A 20,899-nucleotide genomic window follows, 5' to 3' on the forward strand; every position below is an offset into this window, starting at 1 on the left:
TTTAGTTAGTCGTGCTTATCTGATCCAAGAGTGATTTCTTTACTTCATACAGATCCTGTGACAAATCTACATATACGCGGTGCGGGTAGAACAGCCGCTTCGTCTCTTCCCACAAAGTCTTCTTCTCCTGACGGCAGTATGCGGCAATTTCTTTTACAGATGGAGACTTATACACACATTCTCCGTTCTTGAAAACAGGAACGAGTATTTCACGCATCGTGTAGGAGCCACCCGGCAGCTTTGTCTTCTTCCATGTCTCGATCGGGTCGAACAGAAGCAGGTCGCTGCCCGCGTCATATTCTTCTCCGACAAAGCAGATCAGATCGGCTTTTACTTTACCTGTTGTTTTATCATAGATTCTATAGATCGTTTTGTTACCAGGATTTGTTATTTTCTCAGTGTTTTCTGATATTTTTATCTTCGGTATGAATGCGCCGTCCTCGTTCATGATGGCCGCAAGCTTGTACACCCCGCCGAATGACGGACAGTCTTTGGACGTTATGAGGTTTGTCCCGACCCCCCAGGAATCGATGGCAGCCCCCTGCATCTTCAGATCGTGGAGCAGGTATTCGTCAAGGTCATTGGAAGCGGTGATGGTCGCATCGGCAAATCCGGCCGCGTCCAGCATCTTGCGGGCTTCTTTGGAAAGGTAGGCAAGGTCGCCGCTGTCGAGGCGGATGCCGTATTTTTTGAAATGGACGCCTTCCTCCTTCATCTCTTGGAACACGCGTATCGCATTCGGCACGCCCGACTTGAGCGTATCGTACGTATCCACAAGCAGGGTACAGTTATCCGGATACATCTGTGCATAAGTCCGGAATGCGGAATACTCGTCCTTGAAGCTCATGATCCAGCTATGCGCATGTGTGCCCATGACCGGTACGTCAAACAGCTGCCCCGCCAGTACGTTGGATGTTCCTACGCAGCCGCCTATCATGGCAGCTCTCGCCCCGTACAGCCCTGCATCCGGGCCCTGGGCGCGGCGCAGGCCGAATTCCATAATGCCGTCCCCGTTGGCGGCGAACACGATACGGGATGTCTTGGTCGCGATCAGAGACTGATGGTTGATGATGTTCAGTATCGCTGTCTCCACAAGCTGCGCTTCCATAATCGGGGCAATGACTTTCAGCAGAGGTTCTTTCGGAAATATGACAGTCCCTTCCGGAATCGCATAGATATCGCCGCTGAAATGAAAGCCGCTCAGGTAATGGAGGAAATCTTCGCTGAAAATGCCCAGGCTCCTGAGATAGTCCACATCATCATATGTGAAGTTCAGATTCTTGATATAGTCGATCACCTGGTCAAGTCCGGCACATATGGAATAACCGTTGTTACAAGGATTCTGGCGGAAAAACACGTCAAAAATCACAGTTTCGTTCTGTCCCTGTTCATAATAACCCTGCATCATGGTCAATTCATACAGATCCGTCAGCAAGGTCAAATCTCTTCTGCTCATTTTCCTGTTAAAACTCCTTTTTTCTCGGGGCAGTCCTGCCCTGTCTATATGAATACCCGGTATGGGATATTCTGTCTTATTATATCACCAGACGCATAAAATGTAAAAGAGAAAAGTAATTAACCAGAGGCTCAGACGAGCCCCTGGTTCTTGTTGATTGTTTCCTGTATGATATTCTGGCAGTACTGTCCGAGATGCTTCTTCGTCTCCTTGTCCAGGCTGCCCGGATAGATCGGTTTGCCGTATTCCAGCACGACATGCGTCTTTTTGATGCGCGGAAACTGCTGCTCAAAGATGGCATGCGTATTGTTGAGGCTCATCGGGATGATGGCACAGCCGGTCTTTTCCGCAATCTTGAAGGAACCGTCGTGGAACGGCAGCATGCTCAGCTCTTCCCCGTCGTTGCGTGTCCCTTCGGGAAAGATGCAGACCGAGATGCCTTCCTTCACATACTCTATCGCCTTCAGGATCGTCTTCAGCCCCTCTTTCGGGGTACTTCTGTCAAGAAACAGACAGTACAGCCGTTTCATCCAGTCTCTGAGAAGCGGATAGCGCAGCATCTCCTTCTTTGCAATATAGCCGGTGAGGCGCCGGCAGCGGGAATACGTGATGAGTATATCAAAGTAGCTTCTGTGGTTTCCGATATAAAGTACCGGTTCATCCGGGACATTTTCCTCACCTATGACGGTGACTTCCACACCGGAGATGCGCAGCATCAGGCGGAAGACCCACTGTACGAGACGCAGGGAGCTGACATCTGCAGTCCTGCGTCTGAACTTACGGATCATCCATTCCACACCGAGTACAGGGATGCCAAGTACAAGATACAGCATCAACACGATTACAACACATATAAATCTTATCATCAGTATAACCTCTCTGTTTTGTTATTTAATATCTTCCATATAATATGGCCATGTCTTTCAGCTCTTTTGCAAGCGGCGCGCTTAATATCCCCTTTTTGAAGCGCCAGTTCCAGTTGCCGGCGGCAACGCCCGGTATGTTCATCCTGGCTTCCTTCCCGTAAGACAGGACATCCTGCATCGGTACGACCGCATAGGCGGCGATGCTGCCCAGGCAGAGGCGTATGAATTCTTTATTGATCTTCGTGCCGTCCGAGTTGGTGTACCGTCTTACCTTCTCCTGGCAGACCGGGTCCAGCGTCTCATACCAGCCGAGCGTCGTGTCATTGTCATGCGTCCCGGTATAGCAGACGCAGTGAGGGGTCGTAAACTGGTGGGGGAGGAATGCATTCTCCTGCGTGCCCTCGAATGCGAACTGCAGGACTTTCATGCCCGGAAAGTGAAAGTCGTTCCGCAGCGCCTCGACTTCGGGCGTTATGACACCGAGGTCTTCCGCTATTATCGGCAGCCCCTCTCCAAGCGCATCTTCAATGGCATGGAACAATTCCCGGCCGGGAGCTTTGACCCACTCGCCGTGTACGGCTGTCTCTTCTCCGTACGGAACAGACCAGTATGCTTCAAAACCACGGAAGTGGTCGATACGGAGAATATCGAGCAGCGTTAGCTGATGGCGTATCCGGAAGATCCACCACGCAAAGCCTTCCTCTTCGTGCGCAGCCCAGTGGTAGAGCGGATTCCCCCAGAGCTGTCCTGTCTCGGAAAAGTAATCAGGAGGCACGCCTGCCACTTTGACAGGATATCCCTTTGAATCGAGCTGGAACAGATGCTGGTTCGCCCACACGTCCGCGCTGTCCATCGAGACGAAGATGGGGATATCGCCGACAATCCGTATGCCATGCCTGTTCGCATACGCTTTCAGCTCGCTCCATTCTTCAAAGAACAGGAACTGAAGGAATTTGTAGAACCCGCTGTCTTTTTCATAAGCCTCCCGCAGATGGGCTTTGCATTCCGGAGACGGATTTCTGCATTCATCCTCCCATTCGAGCCAGCTCACGCCTCCGTGTGCATCCTTGCACGCCATAAAGAGGGCGTAATCATCCAGCCAGCCGGCATTCTGATCACAGAATGCCTCGTATGCCGTTAAGAGCTCCCGGTGGGCACCCTGATAGGCGGAAGCGCAGAAGCGGCGGTAAGCATTCTTAAAGATACGCTGCTTCCAGGGGATGATGCCGCCGTAGTCGACGTGTTCGTCGTCGCGTACGGGACAGTGCAATATCTCATAACCCTGTACAAGCTCCAATTCTTTTAAATGTGCCGGGCTGATAAGGAGCGGCTGCCCTGCAAAGGCAGAGAAGCTCTGGTAGGGGGAGTCGCCGTAGCCGGTATGTGTGAGCGGAAGCATCTGCCAGATATGCTGTCCCGCGCGTTCCAAAAAGTCTACGAACTCATAGGCCTCTGCCCCCAGGTCTCCGATACCGTACGGGGACGGCAGGGAAGTCGGATGCAGCAGAATGCCGGATATTCTGTCGTGTTCATTCATATGGGTACGCCTGCTTTCTATAGAGATTAAGTAGTTTTATGACAAATATGCGTCTATTATACTACAAAATTGGAATTTTTCATAGCTTTGCTGTGTATGATGTTAAAGAGAATGTAGCTTTGAGGAATCTGATGAAAAGATTATGCTCCTATGTGCTTCTTCTGGCCTGTACATTCCTTCTGACAGCATGTTCCGTCACAAAGACGGACAAAGACAGAATACGCGATATCGACTTTACCGTGGTCGATACGGAAGCTGTCCCGGAAGAGCTGGCCGCACAGATAGAAGAGGCGAAGGCGGAACCATTCAGGCTTACTTACGGGGATGATGGATATCTGTACATTGCCCGTGGATATGGGACAAAAGATACAAGCGGGTACAGTGTGGAGGTGCCGGAATGCTATGAGACATCCAACGCAGTCTGCATGAAAAGCAGTCTTCTGGGTCCGGACAAAACGGAAGAAGTGCAGAACAAGCCGACTTATCCGTATGTTGTTATAAAAATGGAATACAGCGACAAAAACGTAGAATTTGATTAAGGAGGAATGAAGGATGGAATATATGAAAAAACAGGTACAGACTTACCGGACGGGGAAAGTCATTACCGACCAGTTCTACATTGACGATGATTATAATGTACCGGACGTAAAAAGTGACGTGATGCGCATCATACTCGGAGAGGGGATGCTGGATGTTGAAGACATGAAGGTCGTGGAAAATTACATCCGTGTAACCGGAAAGATGAACTTCAAGGTGCTGTACGTGACCGAGGAGGGAGAATCGAGGCTGTCCTCCCTGGAAGGACGGATTCCGTTTGAGGAGATGATATACACGGAACAGGTGCCGGAAGGGATGCCGTTCATCAAGGCTTCCAATATCGACCTGACGGTGACGACGATACACTCCAGGAAACTCAACCTGAAAGCGCTCGTGGAACTTCAGGTGTCATCGGACGGTATGGACGACCTGGAGGTGACGACGGATATTCTAAGCGATGCCCCTCTGTATAAGCGGTATGCCGCAAAGCAGATGCTGCGCATGCTCACATCCAAGAAAGATACATACCGCATCAAAGAGGAGGTTGCCATCAGCGGGACGAAGGAAAATGTCGGCACGCTGCTCTGGACAGATGTCACGAGCCGCAAGCTCGATACGAGGCTCGGCACGGACGAGATGCTCATACAGGGCGAGCTGATGCTGTTCTGCTTCTATGAGTCTCTGGAGGGCAAGACAGACTGGATCGAACAAGTCATTCCTTATGAAGGACGTATAGAATGTTACGGCGCACAGGATAATATGTATCATCAGATATATCCGGAGCTTGCGGATGTCAACATCGATGTGCGCATGGATGAAGACGGCGAGATGCGCCTGCTCGGCGTGGAGGCCACGCTGGAACTCAGGCTCATCGTATATGAGGAAGAGAATGAGGATGTGCTGGAAGACGTATATTCGCTGGACCAGACCTGCATCCCGAGGATAACAGAAGAGACGTTTGAAAAGCTGCTCATGCAGAATCATTCAAAATGTAAAGTGATAGAACAGCTCTCCCTTCCGGAGATCAAGGACAGCATGCTGCAGGTGTGCCACAGCAGCGGAAAGATCCAGCTGGAACGGACCGAAGTCGTGGACGGCGGCATACAGATAGAAGGTGTGCTTCATATCAGCTTCCTCTATGTGAAAGCAGATGATGTCATTCCGTTCGACACGTGGCAGGGGATGGTCCCCTTCTCCTATCTGCTGGAGAGCAATGAAACGAGCAGTGACATGACCTATGACCTGACGTATGCCGTCGAGCAGCTTTCTATCGGACTGCTCGGCAGCGACGAGATAGAGATCAAGGCCGTGCTGGCATTCAACAGCTTCCTGAAACAGCCGGTACGGGTATCCAACATCGAAGAAGTAGACTTTGAACCGGTCGATATGGAGGAGATGGAGCGGCGGCCCGGTATCGTCGGTTATATCGTGCAAGATGGAGATATGCTCTGGGATCTTGCAAAACGATACAGTACGACGGTAGAAGGGATCATGGAAGTGAACGGCCTGGAATCAGAGCAGGTGAAACCGGGGGATAAGATATTGATTTTTAAGGAAAATATAAGTATACTATGAGTACACTGTATACAAGATACAACGTTCTGAGGATAATGTAAACGTTAACATACAAGGAGATAAATTATGGATAGACTGGAGTTGAAAGCACTGGCTAAAGTGAACCTGGGCCTGGATGTACTTGGAAGGCGCAGCAACGGATACCACGATGTACGTATGGTGATGCAGACGGTGTACTTGTATGACCAGGTCATTATGGAGAAGAAGAAGGAGCCGGGTATCGAAGTTGAGACGAACCTGTATTTCCTTCCGGTCAATGAGAACAATCTCGCTTACAAGGCAGCAAAGCTGCTCATGGATGAATTTCATATAAAAGAAGGAATCAAGATTACGCTTAAGAAGCATATTCCGGTGGCGGCAGGCATGGCAGGCGGCAGTTCCAATGCGGCGGCAGTGCTCTATGGGATGAACCGCATGTTTGCCCTGAAGCTGCCGGAGAAAGCTCTGATGGAGCGGGGGGTGACGCTCGGCGCGGACGTGCCTTACTGCATCATGCGGGGAACCGTGCTTGCGGAAGGTATCGGCGAAGTCCTTACGCCCCTGAGCCCCATGCCGAAGTGCCATATATTGTTAGCGAAGCCGCCCATCAGCGTATCGACCAAGTTCGTGTACGATGAGCTGGACTCCCGTGAGATAACGAAGCACCCTGACATAGACGGTATCATAGAAGGACTGGATGGACAAGACCTGGCCCGGACGGCCCGATGCCTTGGAAATGTGCTGGAGGAGGTAACCGTGCGGGAATATCCTGTTCTCGAGCAGATTAAGAACGTCATGAAGGAACAGGGAGCTATGAACGCCATCATGAGCGGCAGCGGCCCGACCGTATTCGGTATATTTGAGGAAAAAAGCAGGGCAAGGGAGGCCGGCAGAAAGATAAAGGAAACAGGATTAACGAAGCAGGTGTATGTGACGAACGTGCATAATGCAAGGAGGAAATGAGCATGGAACCAAACTTTCAAGTCAATATGAACGAATACCTCCCGCTCCGGGACGTCGTATTCAACACGCTCCGCCAGGCAATCCTGCGGGGAGAGCTGAAGCCCGGGGAGAGGCTGATGGAGATCCAGCTCGCCAATAAGCTCGGAGTCAGCCGCACCCCCATACGTGAAGCGATCCGTAAGCTGGAGCTGGAAGGGCTTGTGCTCATGATTCCACGAAAAGGGGCAGAGGTGGCAGAGATAACGGAGAAGAGCCTGCGGGATGTGCTGGAAGTCAGGAAAGCGCTGGAGGAGCTGGCAGTTCAGCTCTGCTGTGACAAGATTACCAGGGATGAGATCAGAGAGCTGGAAAAGGCGGCGGAAGATTTCAAGACTGCCATCCGAAAAGGAGGCCTTACAGAGATAGCCGAGGCGGACGTCAAGTTCCACGATGTCATCTATATGGCAACGGATAACCAGAAGCTCATCCAGCTGCTGAACAACCTGCGTGAGCAGATGTACCGCTACAGGATGGAATATCTGAAAAGTGATGAAGTATATCCGCAGCTCATCGCTGAGCATAAAGACATTATCCGCCATGTTGCCGGCAAAGAGAAGGAAAAAGCGACCGAAGTCGTCAGCAGGCATATAGATAATCAGGTCGAGGGCGTCATCGATACGCTCCGTCTGAAAAAATCATAAATTTAACGCCTGCTTTTGTATAAGCGCCGGGAAATATGTACAGACTTCTTATAACATCCGAGGGGGTCGTGAATAAGGAGGTACATATTATGCGGGAAGAAATTGAAAAGAGATATAGAAAGAAACAACTCATCTGTGTTATACTTGGTGTCTGTATAGCACTTATCCTGACAGGGAGCATCGTCAGCCGGCGGATGAAAGTGGTCGACGCGAAAGTGCGGGAAACCCAGGAGAAGCTGGCAGGGGAGGTGTTCCGTTTCCACGTGCTGGCTAACAGCGACAGCGAGGAGGACCAGGCGCTGAAGCTGAACGTGCGGGACGCGGTGCTGGCGTATATGAAGGCTGATATGAAAGACGGGACAGACGGCGAGCCGACCGCGGAGGATACGAAGAGCTGGGCCCGGAACCACCTGGAGGAGATTGAGGAGAAGGCAGAGGAGGTCATCCGTGAGGAGGGGTATTCCTACGGAGCAGAAGCTAACGTGCAGTTCTGCCATTTTCCGGACAAGACTTACGGGGACATCACGTTTCCGGAAGGCGATTATGAGGCGCTTCGTATCGTGATAGGGGAAGGCAAAGGCCACAACTGGTGGTGCGTGCTCTATCCGAACTTATGCTTTATGAGCACGACGTGCGCGGTCGTAAGCGATGAGGGGAAAGAGGAGCTGAAAGAAGTGCTCACAGACGATGAATATGAAATGGTGACAGCCACTTCAGACTTTAAGATAAAATGGTTTTTCTTTGGGGGAGACGAGAAGGAAGACCGGTAGAGACATGGAGGCAGTTTCATGACTGAGTTTTTAGTAAGACATTTCGTTAAGAATCATGAAGATGTAGAAAAGGTGTCTGTCCGTACGGCCTATGGAGTGTTGGCAAGTGCGGTGGGCATCTTTTGCAATGTATTGTTATTTGTGGTCAAGGCAGCCGTAGGCTTTCTGCTCCACAGCATATCTGTAACAGCAGATGCGTTCAACAACCTTTCCGATGCCGGATCCTCCGTCATCGGGCTCGTGGGCGTCAAGATGGCCAGCAAGCCTGCGGATGAGGATCATCCGTTCGGCCACGGCAGGATAGAATATATCGCGGCACTGATCGTAGCGTTTCTCGTAATGCAGGTCGGGTTTACCTTTTTCAAGGATGCCATCGGGAAGATACGCGAGCCGGAGATGATGAAGTTCAGGCTCATATCGGTCATCATACTCGTACTGTCTGTCGGGGTGAAGCTATGGATGGGCGTATTCAACCGGAAGCTCGGACAGCGGATCGACTCCAAAGTTATGCTTGCGACGGCGGCAGACGCTCTGGGAGATGTGATAACGACGTCCGCCACGATTGCTTCGCTCTTGTTCTGGAGGATGACAGGAATCAATATCGACGGCTTCGTAGGTCTGGGCGTATCGCTTGTCGTCATGTGGGCGGGAATCGGCATTGCCAGAGATACGCTGGAGCCCCTGATCGGGGAACCCGTGCCGGCGGAAGAATATGTGAGGATATCGAGGTTCGTGGAAAAATATGACGGCATCGTCGGCAGCCATGACCTGATCGTACATAATTACGGGCCGGGGAGGAGCATGGCATCCATCCATGCAGAAGTGCCGAACAATACGGATATAGAAGAATCGCATGAGATCATAGACAAGATAGAACGGGATGCGGCCAGGAAGCTTGGAATCTTCCTCGTGATACATATGGATCCAGTAGAGACGAAGGATGAGCAGGTGCTCGTGGCGAAGGAGCATGTGGAGGGTGTGGTGTCGCGTCTGGACGGCAAGGCGAGCATCCATGACTTCCGTATGGTGGACGGAAGACATCAGATCAACCTTATCTTCGACCTCGTTGTTCCGAGAGAATACGGCAGAGAGCAGCAGAACACCTTAAGCCATGCAGTCATGGAGGAACTTCAGAAGATAGATGAGAGATACCAGTGCGTCATTACGGTTGAGATGAGCTTTGTGGCAAGTGCACGGAAAGGACAGGAAGAATAAGAGATGTATTCATTTGACAGCAGAGTCAGGTTCAGCGAGGTGGACCACACGAAACAGATAACCCTGCCTGCGGTTATCAATTATTTTCAGGATTGCAGCACCTTCCATTCGGAGAGCCTCGGCCTCGGGGTGGATTACTTCGCGGAACATAAGCGGGCATGGGTGCTGAATGCGTGGCAGGTCATAACGGAACGCTATCCGAAGCTTGGAGAGCATATCACGGTCAGCACGTGGGCTACGGAATTCAACGGCCTGTACGGGCTCCGCAACTTCCGTATGGCAGACGGGCGGGGCAGGACTGCCGCATATGCCAACTCCGTCTGGGTCTATATGGATATGGCGAAGGGCAGGCCGGTGAAGCCGCTTCAAGAGGAGATAGAGGCATACGGGGAAGAAGAGCCTCTGGCGATGGAGTATGCGCCGAGGAAGATCGCACTCCCGGATGCATGGGAGGAGAGGGAATCCTTTCCGGTGAGGAAGTATCATATCGATACGAACGAACATGTCAATAACTGCCAGTATGTGCAGATGGCTCTGGAGGTGCTGGAGAGCGAGCCGGACATACGGCAGGTGAGGGTAGAATACAGGAAATCGGCTGTCTATAAAGATAGTATCATCCCCCGTGTGGCGAGGGAGGACGGCCGGACGGTCGTGTCACTAGGAGATGCACAGGGGAGACCTTATGCAATAGTAGAACTGAAGGAGAACATATGATGACGTTAGAAAAGGGATTAGGGAAAAAACAGATGCTGCGCGTAGTGAAGCTGGTAGACTTCGGGGTATACCTCGGATCCGAGGAAGAGAAAGTGCTGCTCCCGAAAAAGCAGGTTCCCGAAGGGACAAGAATCGGGGATGAGCTGGAAGTATTTCTCTATAAAGATTCTTCGGACAGGCTGATTGCCACCACGGCAGAGCCCGCTCTTACGCTCGGCGGACTGGCGGCGCTGACGGTGGCGGATACCGGACGGGTAGGCGCATTCCTCGAATGGGGGCTGGAGAAGGATCTGCTGCTGCCGTTCAAAGAGCAGACGGCAAAGGTGGAGAAGGGGGACAAGGTGCTTGTGGCGCTGTACGTGGACAAGAGCCGGCGCCTCTGTGCGACGATGAAGGTGTATGACAGGCTGCAGAAAGATTCACCGTATAAGAAAGACGACCATGTAAGCGGTACGGTCTATGAGTTCAGTGATAATTTCGGGGTGTTCGTGGCGGTGGACAACCGGTATTCTGCACTGATACCTAAGAGAGAGGCATTTGGCAGCCTGAAAGTGGGAGATAAGGTACAGGCGAGGGTCGTGAAAGTACATGAGGACGGAAAATTAGACTTGAGCATCAGGGAGAAGGCATTTATCCAGATGGACGCGGATGCCGCCGCAATCGTAAGACGGATGGAAGAATATGGGGGAGAGCTGCCGTTTACGGACAAGGCGGAGCCGGAGCTCATCCAGAAAGAGTTCGGCCTGAGCAAGAATGCTTTCAAACGCGCGGTCGGACGGCTGCTGAAAGAGGGAAAAGTTGAAATCAGTAAAAGCTCCATCGTTCTTAAGTAAATATTGCCATAAATTGGAGTGAAAAATTGTGCACTTTTTAAAAAGCGCCGAAAATCAACATTTGCCTTGATTTTGCCGTGGTTTTCGTATATATTGAGGGTGTAAAAAGAAAAGAGTAGAAGAGAAAAGGAGAGTAACAAGATGAAAGTTCAGAATATCACAAATATCGAAAAGTTTTTCGAAGTAGTAGACAGTTGCTCAGGTAAGGTAGAATTAGTAACAGGTGAAGGAGACAGACTTAATTTAAAATCTAAATTATCTCAGTATGTGTCTATGGCAAATATCTTCTCTAACGGAGAGATTCCGGAGCTGGAAATCGTAGCGCATGAGAAGGAAGATATCGACAAGCTCGTTGCATTTATGATCAACGGCTAAAGGCCAAGATCTTATATACAGGCTGGCAGGCGGCGGCAATATTACCCTCGTGACGAGGAGAATATTGCCGCCGTCTTTTCTTATGCCGCAAAATTTGTTATAGTAATCTTATCAGATACTATAAGACGACATTCACAGAACAGGAGTAATTATGAGTTTTGCACATCTACATGTCCATACGGAGTACAGTCTGCTGGACGGTTCTAATAAGATCAAAGAGTGTATAGCCAGGGTGAAGGAGCTTGGCATGGACAGCGTGGCAATAACAGACCACGGCGTCATGTTCGGCGTCATAGACTTCTACCGCGCGGCAAAGGAGGCCGGGATAAAGCCGATCCTCGGCTGTGAGGTGTATGTGGCCCCCGGTTCCCGGTTCGACAAGGAGGCGGGCGGCAGCGGTGAAGACAGGTATTACCATCTTGTGCTGCTGGCGGAAAACGACCTTGGTTACCACAATCTGATGAAGCTCGTGTCAAGAGGCTTCACGGAAGGGTACTATTACAAGCCACGTGTGGACCTGGAACTGCTTCAGGAGTACCATGAAGGGATTATTGCGCTGAGCGCCTGCCTGGCAGGAGAAGTGCAGCGCAATATCATGAGGGGGATGTACAGCGAGGCGAAAGCGGCGGCAGAGTGCTACGAGGGGATATTCGGGGAAGGGAATTTCTTCCTGGAGCTTCAGGACCATGGCATGCAGGAGCAGAAGATGGTAAACCAGTCGCTGCTCCGGCTTTCCCAGGAGACAGGCATCGAGCTTGTGGCCACGAACGACATCCATTACACGTATGAGGATGACGTCAAGCCTCATGACATACTGCTCTGCCTCCAGACGGGAAAGAAGCTGGCGGACGAGGACCGTATGCGCTATGAGGGCGGCCAGTACTATATCAAGTCAGAGGCCGAGATGCGGCAGCTGTTCCCGTATGCCCTACAGGCGCTGGAGAACACGCAGAGGATTGCAGACAGATGTAAGGTAGAGATAGAGTTCGGCGTGACGAAGCTTCCGAAATACGACGTGCCGGAAGGATACTCGTCCTGGGAATATCTGAGAAAGCTCTGCTTTGAAGGGCTTGAGCGCCATTATCCGGACGGGGGGGATGCGCTGGCGGAACGGCTCGAGTATGAACTGTCGGTCATCCAGTCTATGGGATACGTGGATTATTTCCTCATCGTGTGGGACTTCATCAAATATGCCAAAGACCATGATATTATCGTCGGCCCGGGCCGTGGCTCCGCGGCGGGAAGTATCGTGTCGTACTGCCTGGATATCACGAGCATAGATCCGATAAAGTATCAGCTTCTATTTGAGCGGTTCCTGAACCCGGAACGTGTGTCCATGCCTGATATCGATATCGACTTCTGCTTCGAGCGGCGTCAGGAAGTGATCGACTATGTGGTGGAAAAGTACGGCTCTGACAGGGTCGTGCAGATCGTCACCTTCGGTACGCTGGCGGCCCGCGGCGTCATCCGGGATGTGGGGCGGGTAATGGATCTGCCGTATGCGTTCGTGGACAATATCGCCAAGATGGTTCCGACGGAACTCAATATGACGCTGGAACGAGCACTCAGCATGAATCCGGAGCTGAGGAGGGTGTACCAGGAGGACGGACAGGTACGGGAGCTCATCGACATGTCGAAGCGTCTGGAAGGGCTTCCCCGGCATACGTCCATGCATGCGGCCGGCGTTGTCATCAGCCAGAAGTCGGTGGATGAATATGTGCCGCTGTCCCTCGGTTCCGACGGTTCGGTCACGACGCAGTTCACGATGACGACGCTGGAAGAGCTCGGCCTTCTGAAGATGGACTTTCTCGGGCTCCGTACCCTTACGGTCATCCAGAACGCAGCGCAGCTTGCCGGAGTGAGCAGGGGCGAGCCGCTTGACATGGACAGCATAGATTATGATGACAAGGATGTGCTGAGCTCTATCGGAACAGGCCGGACAGACGGCATCTTCCAGCTGGAGAGCGGCGGGATGAAGAGCTTCATGAAGGAGCTGAAGCCCCAGAGCCTGGAGGACATCATCGCGGGCATCTCCCTGTACCGTCCGGGACCGATGGACTTTATCCCCCAGTATATCAAGGGCAAGAACAATGCACAGAGCATCACCTATGACTGCCCGCAGCTGGAGCCGATCCTGGCGCCCACATACGGATGTATCGTCTATCAGGAACAGGTCATGCAGATCGTCCGCGACCTTGCCGGGTACACGCTTGGGCGGAGCGACCTGCTGCGCAGGGCCATGTCGAAGAAAAAGGGCGACGTGATGAAAAAAGAGCGCCGGAACTTTGTATATGGCAATGAAGAAGAGGGCGTTCCGGGATGCATCAAAAACGGCATAGATGAGAAGACGGCCAACAAGATATATGATGAGATGATCGACTTTGCGAAGTATGCGTTCAACAAGTCCCATGCGGCCGCATACGCAGTTGTCTCCTATCAGACCGCGTGGCTCAAATATTACTATCCGGTAGAATTTATGGCGGCTCTTATGACATCCTGCATCGATAATCCCGGAAAAGTGGCGGAGTACATCTATACATGCCGTCAGCAGATGGGTATTGACATCATGCCGCCGGACATCAACAAAGGGCTCGGCAACTTCACGGTCGAGGACGGCCGCATCCGTTACGGTCTGGCAGCCATCAAGAGCATAGGGCGGCCGGTCATCGATGCGATTGTCAACGAGCGGAGCAAAGGAGGGCCGTTCAAGACGCTGAAAGACTTTATCGAGCGCATGTCCGGGAAGGAAGTCAACAAGAGGACGCTGGAGAACTTCATCAAATCAGGAGCCTTTGACAGCCTTGGCGGGACGAGGAAGCAGTTCATGGTAATCTATGTGCAGGTCCTGGACCAGGTAAACCAGGAGCGCAAGTATTCCATGACCGGACAGATGTCCTTATTCGATATGGTGGACGACGACCAGAAGGCGGAATTTGATATCCCGCTGCCGGACGTAGGAGAGTACGAAAAGGAAAACCTGCTGTCTTTTGAAAAAGAGGTACTGGGAATCTACTTAAGCGGGCATCCTATGGAAGAGTATGAGGAGAAGTGGAAGAAGAGCATCACGCGGACGACGCTGGATTTCCAGCTCGATGAAGAGACCGGGAGGACGAAAGTACATGACGGGGCAAGGGAAGTCGTAGGAGGAATCATCGCCGACAAGACGACCAAGTACACGAAGAACAACAAGACGATGGCCTTCCTCACGCTGGAGGATCTGGCGGGTACCGTAGAGATCGTCGTGTTCCCGAAGGATTACGAGAAGAACCAGCAATACCTCACAGAGGAGAACAAAGTGTTCGTAAGAGGAAGGGTCTCAGAAGAGGATGAAGCGGCGAGCAAGCTTATCTGCGAGTCGGTCATCCCGTTTGAACAGACGAAGAAGGAACTGTGGCTACAGTATGAAGGGAAGGCAGATTTCCTGGCGCGGGAAGCGGAGCTGTATGACTTGATCAAAGAGTCTGACGGCGACGATCAGGTCGTCATATACTGCAAGGCGGAGAAGGCGGTCAAACGTCTTCCGAGAAGCAGGAATATCCATGTGGAACCAGGAATATTGAGCAGGTTGACGAATTACCTGGGGGAATCTTGTGTAAAAGTTATAGAAAAACCCATTGAAAACATTTCATAGATAAGGTAAAATGAACCACGAAGAAAAGATAGAATGAGAATGATCACAATACGATGGAGGAATTGAGATGGCAGACAAAGTGATTCGTACGATAGGTGTTTTGACAAGCGGCGGAGATGCCCCTGGAATGAATGCCGCTATCCGTGCAGTTGTCAGGACGGGATTAGGTAAAGGCTTGAAAGTGAGAGGCATCAGAAGAGGATATCAGGGTCTTTTAAATGAAGAGATCATAGACCTGTCGGCCAGAGATGTATCCGATACCATCCAGCGCGGAGGTACTATCCTCCAGACAGCAAGGTGTGAAGAGATGCGGACAGAAGAGGGGCAGCAGAAGGCTGCCGCCATATGTAAGAAATACGGAATAGACGGCCTGGTAGTCATTGGCGGAGACGGCTCTTTTGCCGGCGCGCAGAAGCTTTCCAGACTGGGAATCAATACAATAGGGCTTCCAGGAACGATAGATCTCGATATCGCCTGTACGGAGTACACGATCGGATTTGACACCGCGGTCAACACGGCGATGGAAGCGATAGACAAGGTGAGGGATACATCCACGTCACATGAGAGGTGCTCCATCATCGAAGTCATGGGAAGAGATGCCGGTTACCTTGCGCTCTGGTGCGGAATCGCTAACGGTGCGGAGCGTATCCTTATGCCGGAAGAGCACGATTACAATGAGGAAGCGATTATCGAGGACATCCAGGAGTGCAGAAAGCGCGGCAAGAAGAACTATATCATCATCAACGCAGAGGGTATCGGCGATTCTATGAACATGGCGAAGAGAATCGAAGAGGCCACCGGCATGGAGACGAGAGCGACCGTCCTCGGGCACATGCAGCGGGGCGGAAGCCCGACCTGTAAAGACAGAGTATATGCGTCTATCATGGGCGCTATGGCCGTAGACCTGCTTATCGAGGGCAAGTCCAACCGTGTCGTTGGTTACAAGCACGGAGAGTATCTGGACTTTGACATCGACGAAGCGCTCGGTATGAAGAAGGGTATCCCGACATATCAGTATGAGATAGCGAGAGAGCTGGCACTTTAGGATATCGGTTTTCAGGACATCAGAGACGTTCAGGGCAGAGAGTTTTCTTTCACTGGATGTCTCTTTTTTCAAATGGTACAGTCAGACAGAGTACACGAACACAGTGAAAAGAGGGAAGCAGTTTGATGATTCATAAAGACAGGACAGCGCCGGTAGGAGTGTTTGATTCCGGCGTGGGCGGGCTTACCGTGGCGCGGGAGATTATGCGCCAGCTGCCAGATGAGAATATCGTGTATTTCGGCGATACGGCGAGAGTTCCATATGGCAGCAAGTCGAAGAACAATATTATCCGGTTCTCCCGTCAGATTATCCGTTTTCTTGAGACGAAGAGCGTGAAAGCGATAGTCATAGCATGTAATACGGCGAGCGCTCTGGCACTTGACGTGCTGAAGGAGGAATCCGACATTCCGGTCATCGGTGTCATCACGCCCGGCGCCCGGGCTGCGGTGAAGGAGACCAGAAGCAAGAAGATAGGTGTCGTCGGAACAGAAGCTACCATCCGCAGCCATACATACTCCAAGGTCATCACGGAGATGGAGCCTGAGGCGTCGGTAATCGGCAAGCCGTGTCCACTGTTCGTGCCGCTGGTGGAGGAGGGGTTTGCAAAGCATCATGTCACGGATGAGATTATCGAATACTACCTGAAGGAGATGAAGCATTCGGATATCGATACGATGATACTCGGCTGTACCCATTATCCGCTGCTCAGGTCGCGTATCATGGAATACTTCGGAAAAGACGTCCACATCGTCAATCCGGCCTATGAGACAGCGATGGACCTGAAAGCGCTGCTTGTGGGGCAGGATATGGACAATGATTCGGGAAACCTTGCCAGATATGAGTTCTATGTGAGCGATACGGCTGAGAAGTTCAAGCATTTTGCCAATTCCATACTGCCGTACAATGTAGAGACGATCCAGCAAATCAATATAGAGGAATATTAGGTGAGAATATGACGAAAGATGTACTGTTAAGCATATCCGGCCTCCACTTAGACGCCGTGGGAGGAGAAGCGGACGATAATGAAGCGATAGAAGTGATCACGCCTGCCTGTTACTATAACAAGAACGGCAAGCACTATGTCATATATGAGGAGCCGGTGGAGGGCATGGCAGGCACGGTCAGGAACACGATCAAGATTACAGGAGACCGTGTGTTTGAGATTATCAAAAGCGGTCTGGCCAATGCCCACATGGTATTTGAAAAGGATAAGATCAATATGACCCAGTATGAGACGCCTTATGGGGAGCTGCTCGTCGGAATCCATACGAGGAAGATAGAAGTGGATGCCAGGGAGGACAACATAGCCGTAGCCGTAAGCTATGCGCTGGACATCAATGACGAGAAAGTGGCGGACTGTAATATCGATATGAATATAAAAGCATTGGAACGCTAGTCCCAATGCTTTTTATAATGTACCGTATCTGATTCTTGCTACCTGCCTGTAATCCGTTTGAAGAAGCCTTTTTTCTTGGGCGGTGTCTCAAGTGGTCCTCTCAGACCTTTAACACCTGTGATGTAGATGCCGCTCACCGTTGCCTTCACTTCTTTTTTGACAGGGATGAGCGGGAATACCTGGGCATCGCACATCAGCGTCATGACCTTTGGACCGACCTTGGCTTTGACGACAGGAACTTTGGAGCGGCGGAGATACTTAGGGGTGCCCTCCACCACGACGGGAGGGAAACCTGCGTCCTTAAGGCGCATCTTGCCCTTGTCGATGATAAGCATAGACGCGGTCTGCGCCACCGCATCCAGCTGTTCCTGCTGGGCAGCCTGCTTCTTTTCCGCTCTTTTTCCGAGAAAATATAATACAACACATGCTATAATTAATACAATTAAGATAACAAGCAGTACGATTGTTAATGTACTCATGGGGACCTCCTGCAAATAGACTTTTTCACGATGTACATTGTATCATTCTTTTTGTTGAAGTGCAAGAGATTTGACATTTTAGGGTTACTTTTCTCGGCAGATGACGTTATAATAGAACACATATATTATGAGGGAGTGAATTTATGTTACAGAATATAGCGCAGGGTGTGGGAACGACCTACTGGTGGATCCTCGACCATCTGTTGTTTATCAATATTATATTTTCCCTGCTGATCATCTTTTTCCAGCGGAGGAATCCTACCACTGTCTGGGCGTGGCTGCTCCTGCTCTACTTTGTTCCTATCCTTGGTTTTATACTGTATCTTGTCCTTGGACAGAACTTCCGCAAGGAGCGGATGTTCAAGATGAAGGAGATAGAAGGGGAGATCAAGTACGCCGTCCGGCGGCAGGAGGAGTCCATATACCGCAGGAAGCTGCGGCTGCGCGATCCGGAGCTGGAACGGTTCAAGAGCCTGATCTTGTACAACCTGAACGAAGGGGAAGCGGTGCTGACGGACAATAACGACATCCGCATCTACACGGACGGCAGGGAGAAGTTCCAGGCGCTCATGACGGAGATGGAGCATGCCAGGAACTATATCCATCTGCAATACTATATCATCCGCAACGATGAGCTGTGGCAGGAGATCGAGGAGGTGCTAGTCCGCAAGGCGAGGCAGGGCGTGGAAGTAAGGGTGCTTTTTGACAGCATGGGCTGCAGGGGCATGCACAACGCAGACTGGGTGAGGCTCGAGAAGGCCGGCATCGAGGTGGCGGAATTCTTTCCGGCTGTGCTCGGCAAGCTTCAGCTGCGCGTCAACTACCGCAACCACAGGAAGATCGTCGTGATAGACGGACGGATCGGCTTCGTGGGCGGCTTCAATATCGGGAGGGAATATCTTGGGCTGGACAAGAAGTTCGGCTACTGGAGAGATACGCATATCTGTATCGAAGGCTCGGCAGTCACTTCCCTGGCGGTCAGATTCGTGCTTGACTGGAACTATGCGGCAAGGGAGAACCTCTTCCTGGAAGACCGTCTCTTTGAGATACCGACTTATATCCGCAACGGGCGGGATCCCGTCCAGATCATATCGAGCGGACCGGACTCGAGGAGCCAGGAGATACGCAACAACTACCTGCGGCTCATCCATATGGCCAGAAAGAGCATCTATATCCAGACGCCCTATTTTATTCCGGACGAGGATATCAGGGACGCGCTCGTCATCGCGGCCAAGTCGGGCATCGACGTGCGCATCATGATTCCGTGCAAGCCGGACCACCCGTTCGTATACTGGGCCACCTATTCGTATGCAGGAGAGATGATAGAGGCTGGAGCGAGATGCTACACGTATGACAACGGGTTCCTCCACACGAAGTGCCTCTGCGTGGACGGACTTGTAAGCTGCATCGGGACGGCCAATATGGATATCCGCAGCTTTGCCCTTAACTTCGAGGTGAACGCGGTCATCTACAGCGCCAGGACGACGGAGAAGCTCATGGAGGCTTTCGTCAACGACATTCCGAAGAGTACGCTTATAACGAGAAAGGGCTACGAGCGCCGCGGGCTCGTCATCCGTGTCAAGGAACAGTTCTGCCGTCTCCTCTCTCCGGTATTATGACAGCCAGCCTTTAAAAAGTGAAATAAGTGTGAAAAAGGTTTCAAATTCAAAGGGAATGTGCTATAACTAATAGTGTGTGTCTGGGACAGAGGGACATAAAAGATAAAGAATCGACGAGGTGTAAGTATGAAAAAGAAATTAACTGCCGTATTGGCATTGGTATGTGCCGGTTCCATGGCACTGGCAGGATGTGCAGGAAGCAATAGGATCGATACCGATGCAGTGACGGTTGAAGGATATAAAGGTATTGAAGTACCAGAGGTTGAGAAAGCCGCCAAAGTGACCGACAAGGATGTAGAGAGCACGATCCAGTCCACGCTGGAATCCAAGGCGACACAGAAAGAGATTACCGACCGGGCGGTAGAGAACGGAGACACGGTAAATATAGATTTCGTGGGAAAGATTGACGGGGAGGCGTTCGACGGCGGAAGTGCCGAAGATTATCCCCTTACAATAGGCTCCGGCGTATTTATCGAAGGGTTTGAGGAAAGCGTCATCGGGCATAACGTCGGGGAGACGTATGACTGGAACGGCAAGTTCCCGGACAATTACGGCAATGCGGAGCAGGCCGGTAAAGATGTCGTATTCACGATTACGGTGAACAAGATAACCCAGGATGAAGTCCCGGAATTAAACAACAAGTTTGTGAAATCCGTATCCAAGAAGTCCAAGACGGTAAAGGAATACAAGCAAGAAGTAAAGAAACAGCTGTTAGAAGATGCTGATACCGCGTACAATGACAACCTGTCCTCTGCAGTATGGGAGGCAGTGCTTGACAAGTCGAAGGTCAAGAAGTATCCCAAGAAAGATGTCAAGGAGATAGAGGATAACCTCATCCAGCAGTATAAGGATGCCGCAGAGTATTACGGCATGGAGTATGAGGCATTCATCCAGGAACAGATGGGAGCTTCGGTAGAAGACTTTGAAAATCAGGTGAACAAGGCGGCAAAGGCAAGCGTGAAGCAGAGCCTTGTCACAAAGGCTATTGCAGATAAGGAGAACATAAAGCTGACGGCTGACGAATACAAGAAACAGCTCAAGCAGATGGCCGAGAATTACGGCTATGAGGATGCAAAAGCGCTGAAAGAAGCGGCACCAGAAGAGGATCTGAAAGAGATGGCGCTGAACAACCTCGTAAAAGACTGGCTTGCAAAGAACTGCGTGCAGGTGGCAAAGACAGAGTCAAAAGATACAGAGGAATAAATAATCGAGAAGAGCCGGAATCAGGC

At 51.3% G+C, this 20,899-nt stretch carries 19 protein-coding genes; 15 read left to right on the forward strand and 4 right to left on the reverse strand.

The genetic code is table 11. From position 1 onward, the window contains the following. Position 1 precedes the first annotated feature (1 nt). The 3 genes from E1963_RS07950 to malQ all read right to left on the reverse strand — a co-directional run bounded on the left by E1963_RS07950 (position 2) and on the right by malQ (position 3,859). Positions 2-1,456: a nicotinate phosphoribosyltransferase gene (locus E1963_RS07950; RefSeq protein ID WP_132276927.1), complete on the reverse strand. Its 1,455-nt coding sequence runs from the start codon at positions 1,454-1,456 to the stop codon at positions 2-4. Positions 1,457-1,587: 131 nt separating this feature from the next. Continuing rightward, positions 1,588-2,322 carry a lysophospholipid acyltransferase family protein gene (locus tag E1963_RS07955; RefSeq protein ID WP_132276929.1) on the reverse strand — a complete coding sequence of 245 codons (735 nt, stop codon included), beginning with the start codon at positions 2,320-2,322 and terminating at the stop codon, positions 1,588-1,590. Between the two features lie 25 nt (positions 2,323-2,347). Continuing rightward, the gene (gene malQ, locus E1963_RS07960) at positions 2,348-3,859 is read right to left on the reverse strand and encodes a 4-alpha-glucanotransferase (protein ID WP_132276931.1); all 1,512 of its coding nucleotides are present in this window, start codon (positions 3,857-3,859) and stop codon (positions 2,348-2,350) included. A gap of 131 nt (positions 3,860-3,990) precedes the next feature. On the opposite strand from malQ, the gene E1963_RS07965 reads away from it, so the two are divergent. The 13 genes from E1963_RS07965 (at position 3,991) to E1963_RS08025 (ending at position 17,572) form a co-directional block, all read left to right on the forward strand. Next, complete coding sequence (locus E1963_RS07965) at positions 3,991-4,398, forward strand: protease complex subunit PrcB family protein (RefSeq protein ID WP_167482142.1); 408 nt, start codon at positions 3,991-3,993, stop codon at positions 4,396-4,398. Positions 4,399-4,411: 13 nt separating this feature from the next. After that, on the forward strand, positions 4,412-5,971 hold the full coding sequence (locus E1963_RS07970; protein WP_132276935.1) for a DUF3794 and LysM peptidoglycan-binding domain-containing protein: 1,560 nt from the start codon (positions 4,412-4,414) through the stop codon (positions 5,969-5,971). A 66-nt stretch (positions 5,972-6,037) separates the two neighbouring features. Beyond that, entirely contained in the window at positions 6,038-6,913 is an 876-nt protein-coding gene (ispE, locus tag E1963_RS07975) for a 4-(cytidine 5'-diphospho)-2-C-methyl-D-erythritol kinase (RefSeq protein ID WP_132276937.1), read from the forward strand. A 2-nt stretch (positions 6,914-6,915) separates the two neighbouring features. Next, positions 6,916-7,593 carry a GntR family transcriptional regulator gene (locus tag E1963_RS07980; RefSeq protein ID WP_066572085.1) on the forward strand — a complete coding sequence of 226 codons (678 nt, stop codon included), beginning with the start codon at positions 6,916-6,918 and terminating at the stop codon, positions 7,591-7,593. Positions 7,594-7,682: 89 nt separating this feature from the next. Continuing rightward, a complete protein-coding gene (gene spoIIR, locus E1963_RS07985; RefSeq protein ID WP_132276939.1) occupies positions 7,683-8,363 on the forward strand; it encodes a stage II sporulation protein R in 681 nt (226 codons plus the stop codon). 18 nt (positions 8,364-8,381) lie between these two features. Beyond that, a complete protein-coding gene (locus E1963_RS07990; protein ID WP_132276941.1) occupies positions 8,382-9,578 on the forward strand; it encodes a cation diffusion facilitator family transporter in 1,197 nt (398 codons plus the stop codon). A 3-nt stretch (positions 9,579-9,581) separates the two neighbouring features. After that, a complete protein-coding gene (locus tag E1963_RS07995) occupies positions 9,582-10,292 on the forward strand; it encodes an acyl-[acyl-carrier-protein] thioesterase (protein WP_132276943.1) in 711 nt (236 codons plus the stop codon). After that, positions 10,292-11,125, forward strand: coding sequence for a CvfB family protein (locus tag E1963_RS08000; protein WP_132277053.1), 834 nt, complete (start codon positions 10,292-10,294; stop codon positions 11,123-11,125). Before E1963_RS07995 ends, E1963_RS08000 begins: the two co-directional genes overlap by 1 nt. A gap of 141 nt (positions 11,126-11,266) precedes the next feature. Then, positions 11,267-11,500 carry a hypothetical protein gene (locus E1963_RS08005; protein ID WP_006444854.1) on the forward strand — a complete coding sequence of 78 codons (234 nt, stop codon included), beginning with the start codon at positions 11,267-11,269 and terminating at the stop codon, positions 11,498-11,500. A 151-nt stretch (positions 11,501-11,651) separates the two neighbouring features. Continuing rightward, on the forward strand, positions 11,652-15,131 hold the full coding sequence (locus tag E1963_RS08010; RefSeq protein ID WP_132276945.1) for a DNA polymerase III subunit alpha: 3,480 nt from the start codon (positions 11,652-11,654) through the stop codon (positions 15,129-15,131). Positions 15,132-15,198: 67 nt separating this feature from the next. After that, positions 15,199-16,176: a 6-phosphofructokinase gene (gene pfkA, locus E1963_RS08015; protein WP_132276947.1), complete on the forward strand. Its 978-nt coding sequence runs from the start codon at positions 15,199-15,201 to the stop codon at positions 16,174-16,176. A gap of 125 nt (positions 16,177-16,301) precedes the next feature. Beyond that, positions 16,302-17,120: a glutamate racemase gene (murI, locus tag E1963_RS08020; protein WP_132277055.1), complete on the forward strand. Its 819-nt coding sequence runs from the start codon at positions 16,302-16,304 to the stop codon at positions 17,118-17,120. A gap of 8 nt (positions 17,121-17,128) precedes the next feature. After that, positions 17,129-17,572 carry a YwiB family protein gene (locus E1963_RS08025; protein ID WP_132276949.1) on the forward strand — a complete coding sequence of 148 codons (444 nt, stop codon included), beginning with the start codon at positions 17,129-17,131 and terminating at the stop codon, positions 17,570-17,572. A gap of 38 nt (positions 17,573-17,610) precedes the next feature. Here the strand turns inward: E1963_RS08025 and E1963_RS08030 are convergent, their stop codons facing one another. Beyond that, the gene (locus E1963_RS08030) at positions 17,611-18,051 is read right to left on the reverse strand and encodes a hypothetical protein (protein WP_132276951.1); all 441 of its coding nucleotides are present in this window, start codon (positions 18,049-18,051) and stop codon (positions 17,611-17,613) included. Between the two features lie 143 nt (positions 18,052-18,194). Between E1963_RS08030 and cls the strand changes: the two genes are divergently transcribed. Both cls and tig read left to right on the forward strand, forming a co-directional pair. Next, complete coding sequence (gene cls, locus E1963_RS08035; RefSeq protein ID WP_132276953.1) at positions 18,195-19,670, forward strand: cardiolipin synthase; 1,476 nt, start codon at positions 18,195-18,197, stop codon at positions 19,668-19,670. A 126-nt stretch (positions 19,671-19,796) separates the two neighbouring features. Next, positions 19,797-20,873, forward strand: coding sequence for a trigger factor (gene tig / locus E1963_RS08040; RefSeq protein ID WP_132276955.1), 1,077 nt, complete (start codon positions 19,797-19,799; stop codon positions 20,871-20,873). Positions 20,874-20,899 lie beyond the last annotated feature (26 nt).

The organism is Extibacter muris, from assembly GCF_004345005.1.
GTDB lineage: Bacteria > Bacillota > Clostridia > Lachnospirales > Lachnospiraceae > Extibacter > Extibacter muris.

Bases quoted from the DNA above. Each gene is read 5' to 3' on its own strand.
- E1963_RS07950 (WP_132276927.1), bottom strand. From the start codon at position 1,456: ATGAGCAGAAGAGATTTGACCTTGCTGACGGATCTGTATGAATTGACC.
- E1963_RS07955 (WP_132276929.1), bottom strand. From the start codon at position 2,322: ATGATAAGATTTATATGTGTTGTAATCGTGTTGATGCTGTATCTTGTA.
- malQ (WP_132276931.1), bottom strand. From the start codon at position 3,859: ATGAATGAACACGACAGAATATCCGGCATTCTGCTGCATCCGACTTCC.
- E1963_RS07965 (WP_167482142.1), top strand. From the start codon at position 3,991: ATGAAAAGATTATGCTCCTATGTGCTTCTTCTGGCCTGTACATTCCTT.
- E1963_RS07970 (WP_132276935.1), top strand. From the start codon at position 4,412: ATGGAATATATGAAAAAACAGGTACAGACTTACCGGACGGGGAAAGTC.
- ispE (WP_132276937.1), top strand. From the start codon at position 6,038: ATGGATAGACTGGAGTTGAAAGCACTGGCTAAAGTGAACCTGGGCCTG.
- E1963_RS07980 (WP_066572085.1), top strand. From the start codon at position 6,916: ATGGAACCAAACTTTCAAGTCAATATGAACGAATACCTCCCGCTCCGG.
- spoIIR (WP_132276939.1), top strand. From the start codon at position 7,683: ATGCGGGAAGAAATTGAAAAGAGATATAGAAAGAAACAACTCATCTGT.
- E1963_RS07990 (WP_132276941.1), top strand. From the start codon at position 8,382: ATGACTGAGTTTTTAGTAAGACATTTCGTTAAGAATCATGAAGATGTA.
- E1963_RS07995 (WP_132276943.1), top strand. From the start codon at position 9,582: ATGTATTCATTTGACAGCAGAGTCAGGTTCAGCGAGGTGGACCACACG.
- E1963_RS08000 (WP_132277053.1), top strand. From the start codon at position 10,292: ATGACGTTAGAAAAGGGATTAGGGAAAAAACAGATGCTGCGCGTAGTG.
- E1963_RS08005 (WP_006444854.1), top strand. From the start codon at position 11,267: ATGAAAGTTCAGAATATCACAAATATCGAAAAGTTTTTCGAAGTAGTA.
- E1963_RS08010 (WP_132276945.1), top strand. From the start codon at position 11,652: ATGAGTTTTGCACATCTACATGTCCATACGGAGTACAGTCTGCTGGAC.
- pfkA (WP_132276947.1), top strand. From the start codon at position 15,199: ATGGCAGACAAAGTGATTCGTACGATAGGTGTTTTGACAAGCGGCGGA.
- murI (WP_132277055.1), top strand. From the start codon at position 16,302: ATGATTCATAAAGACAGGACAGCGCCGGTAGGAGTGTTTGATTCCGGC.
- E1963_RS08025 (WP_132276949.1), top strand. From the start codon at position 17,129: ATGACGAAAGATGTACTGTTAAGCATATCCGGCCTCCACTTAGACGCC.
- E1963_RS08030 (WP_132276951.1), bottom strand. From the start codon at position 18,051: ATGAGTACATTAACAATCGTACTGCTTGTTATCTTAATTGTATTAATT.
- cls (WP_132276953.1), top strand. From the start codon at position 18,195: ATGTTACAGAATATAGCGCAGGGTGTGGGAACGACCTACTGGTGGATC.
- tig (WP_132276955.1), top strand. From the start codon at position 19,797: ATGAAAAAGAAATTAACTGCCGTATTGGCATTGGTATGTGCCGGTTCC.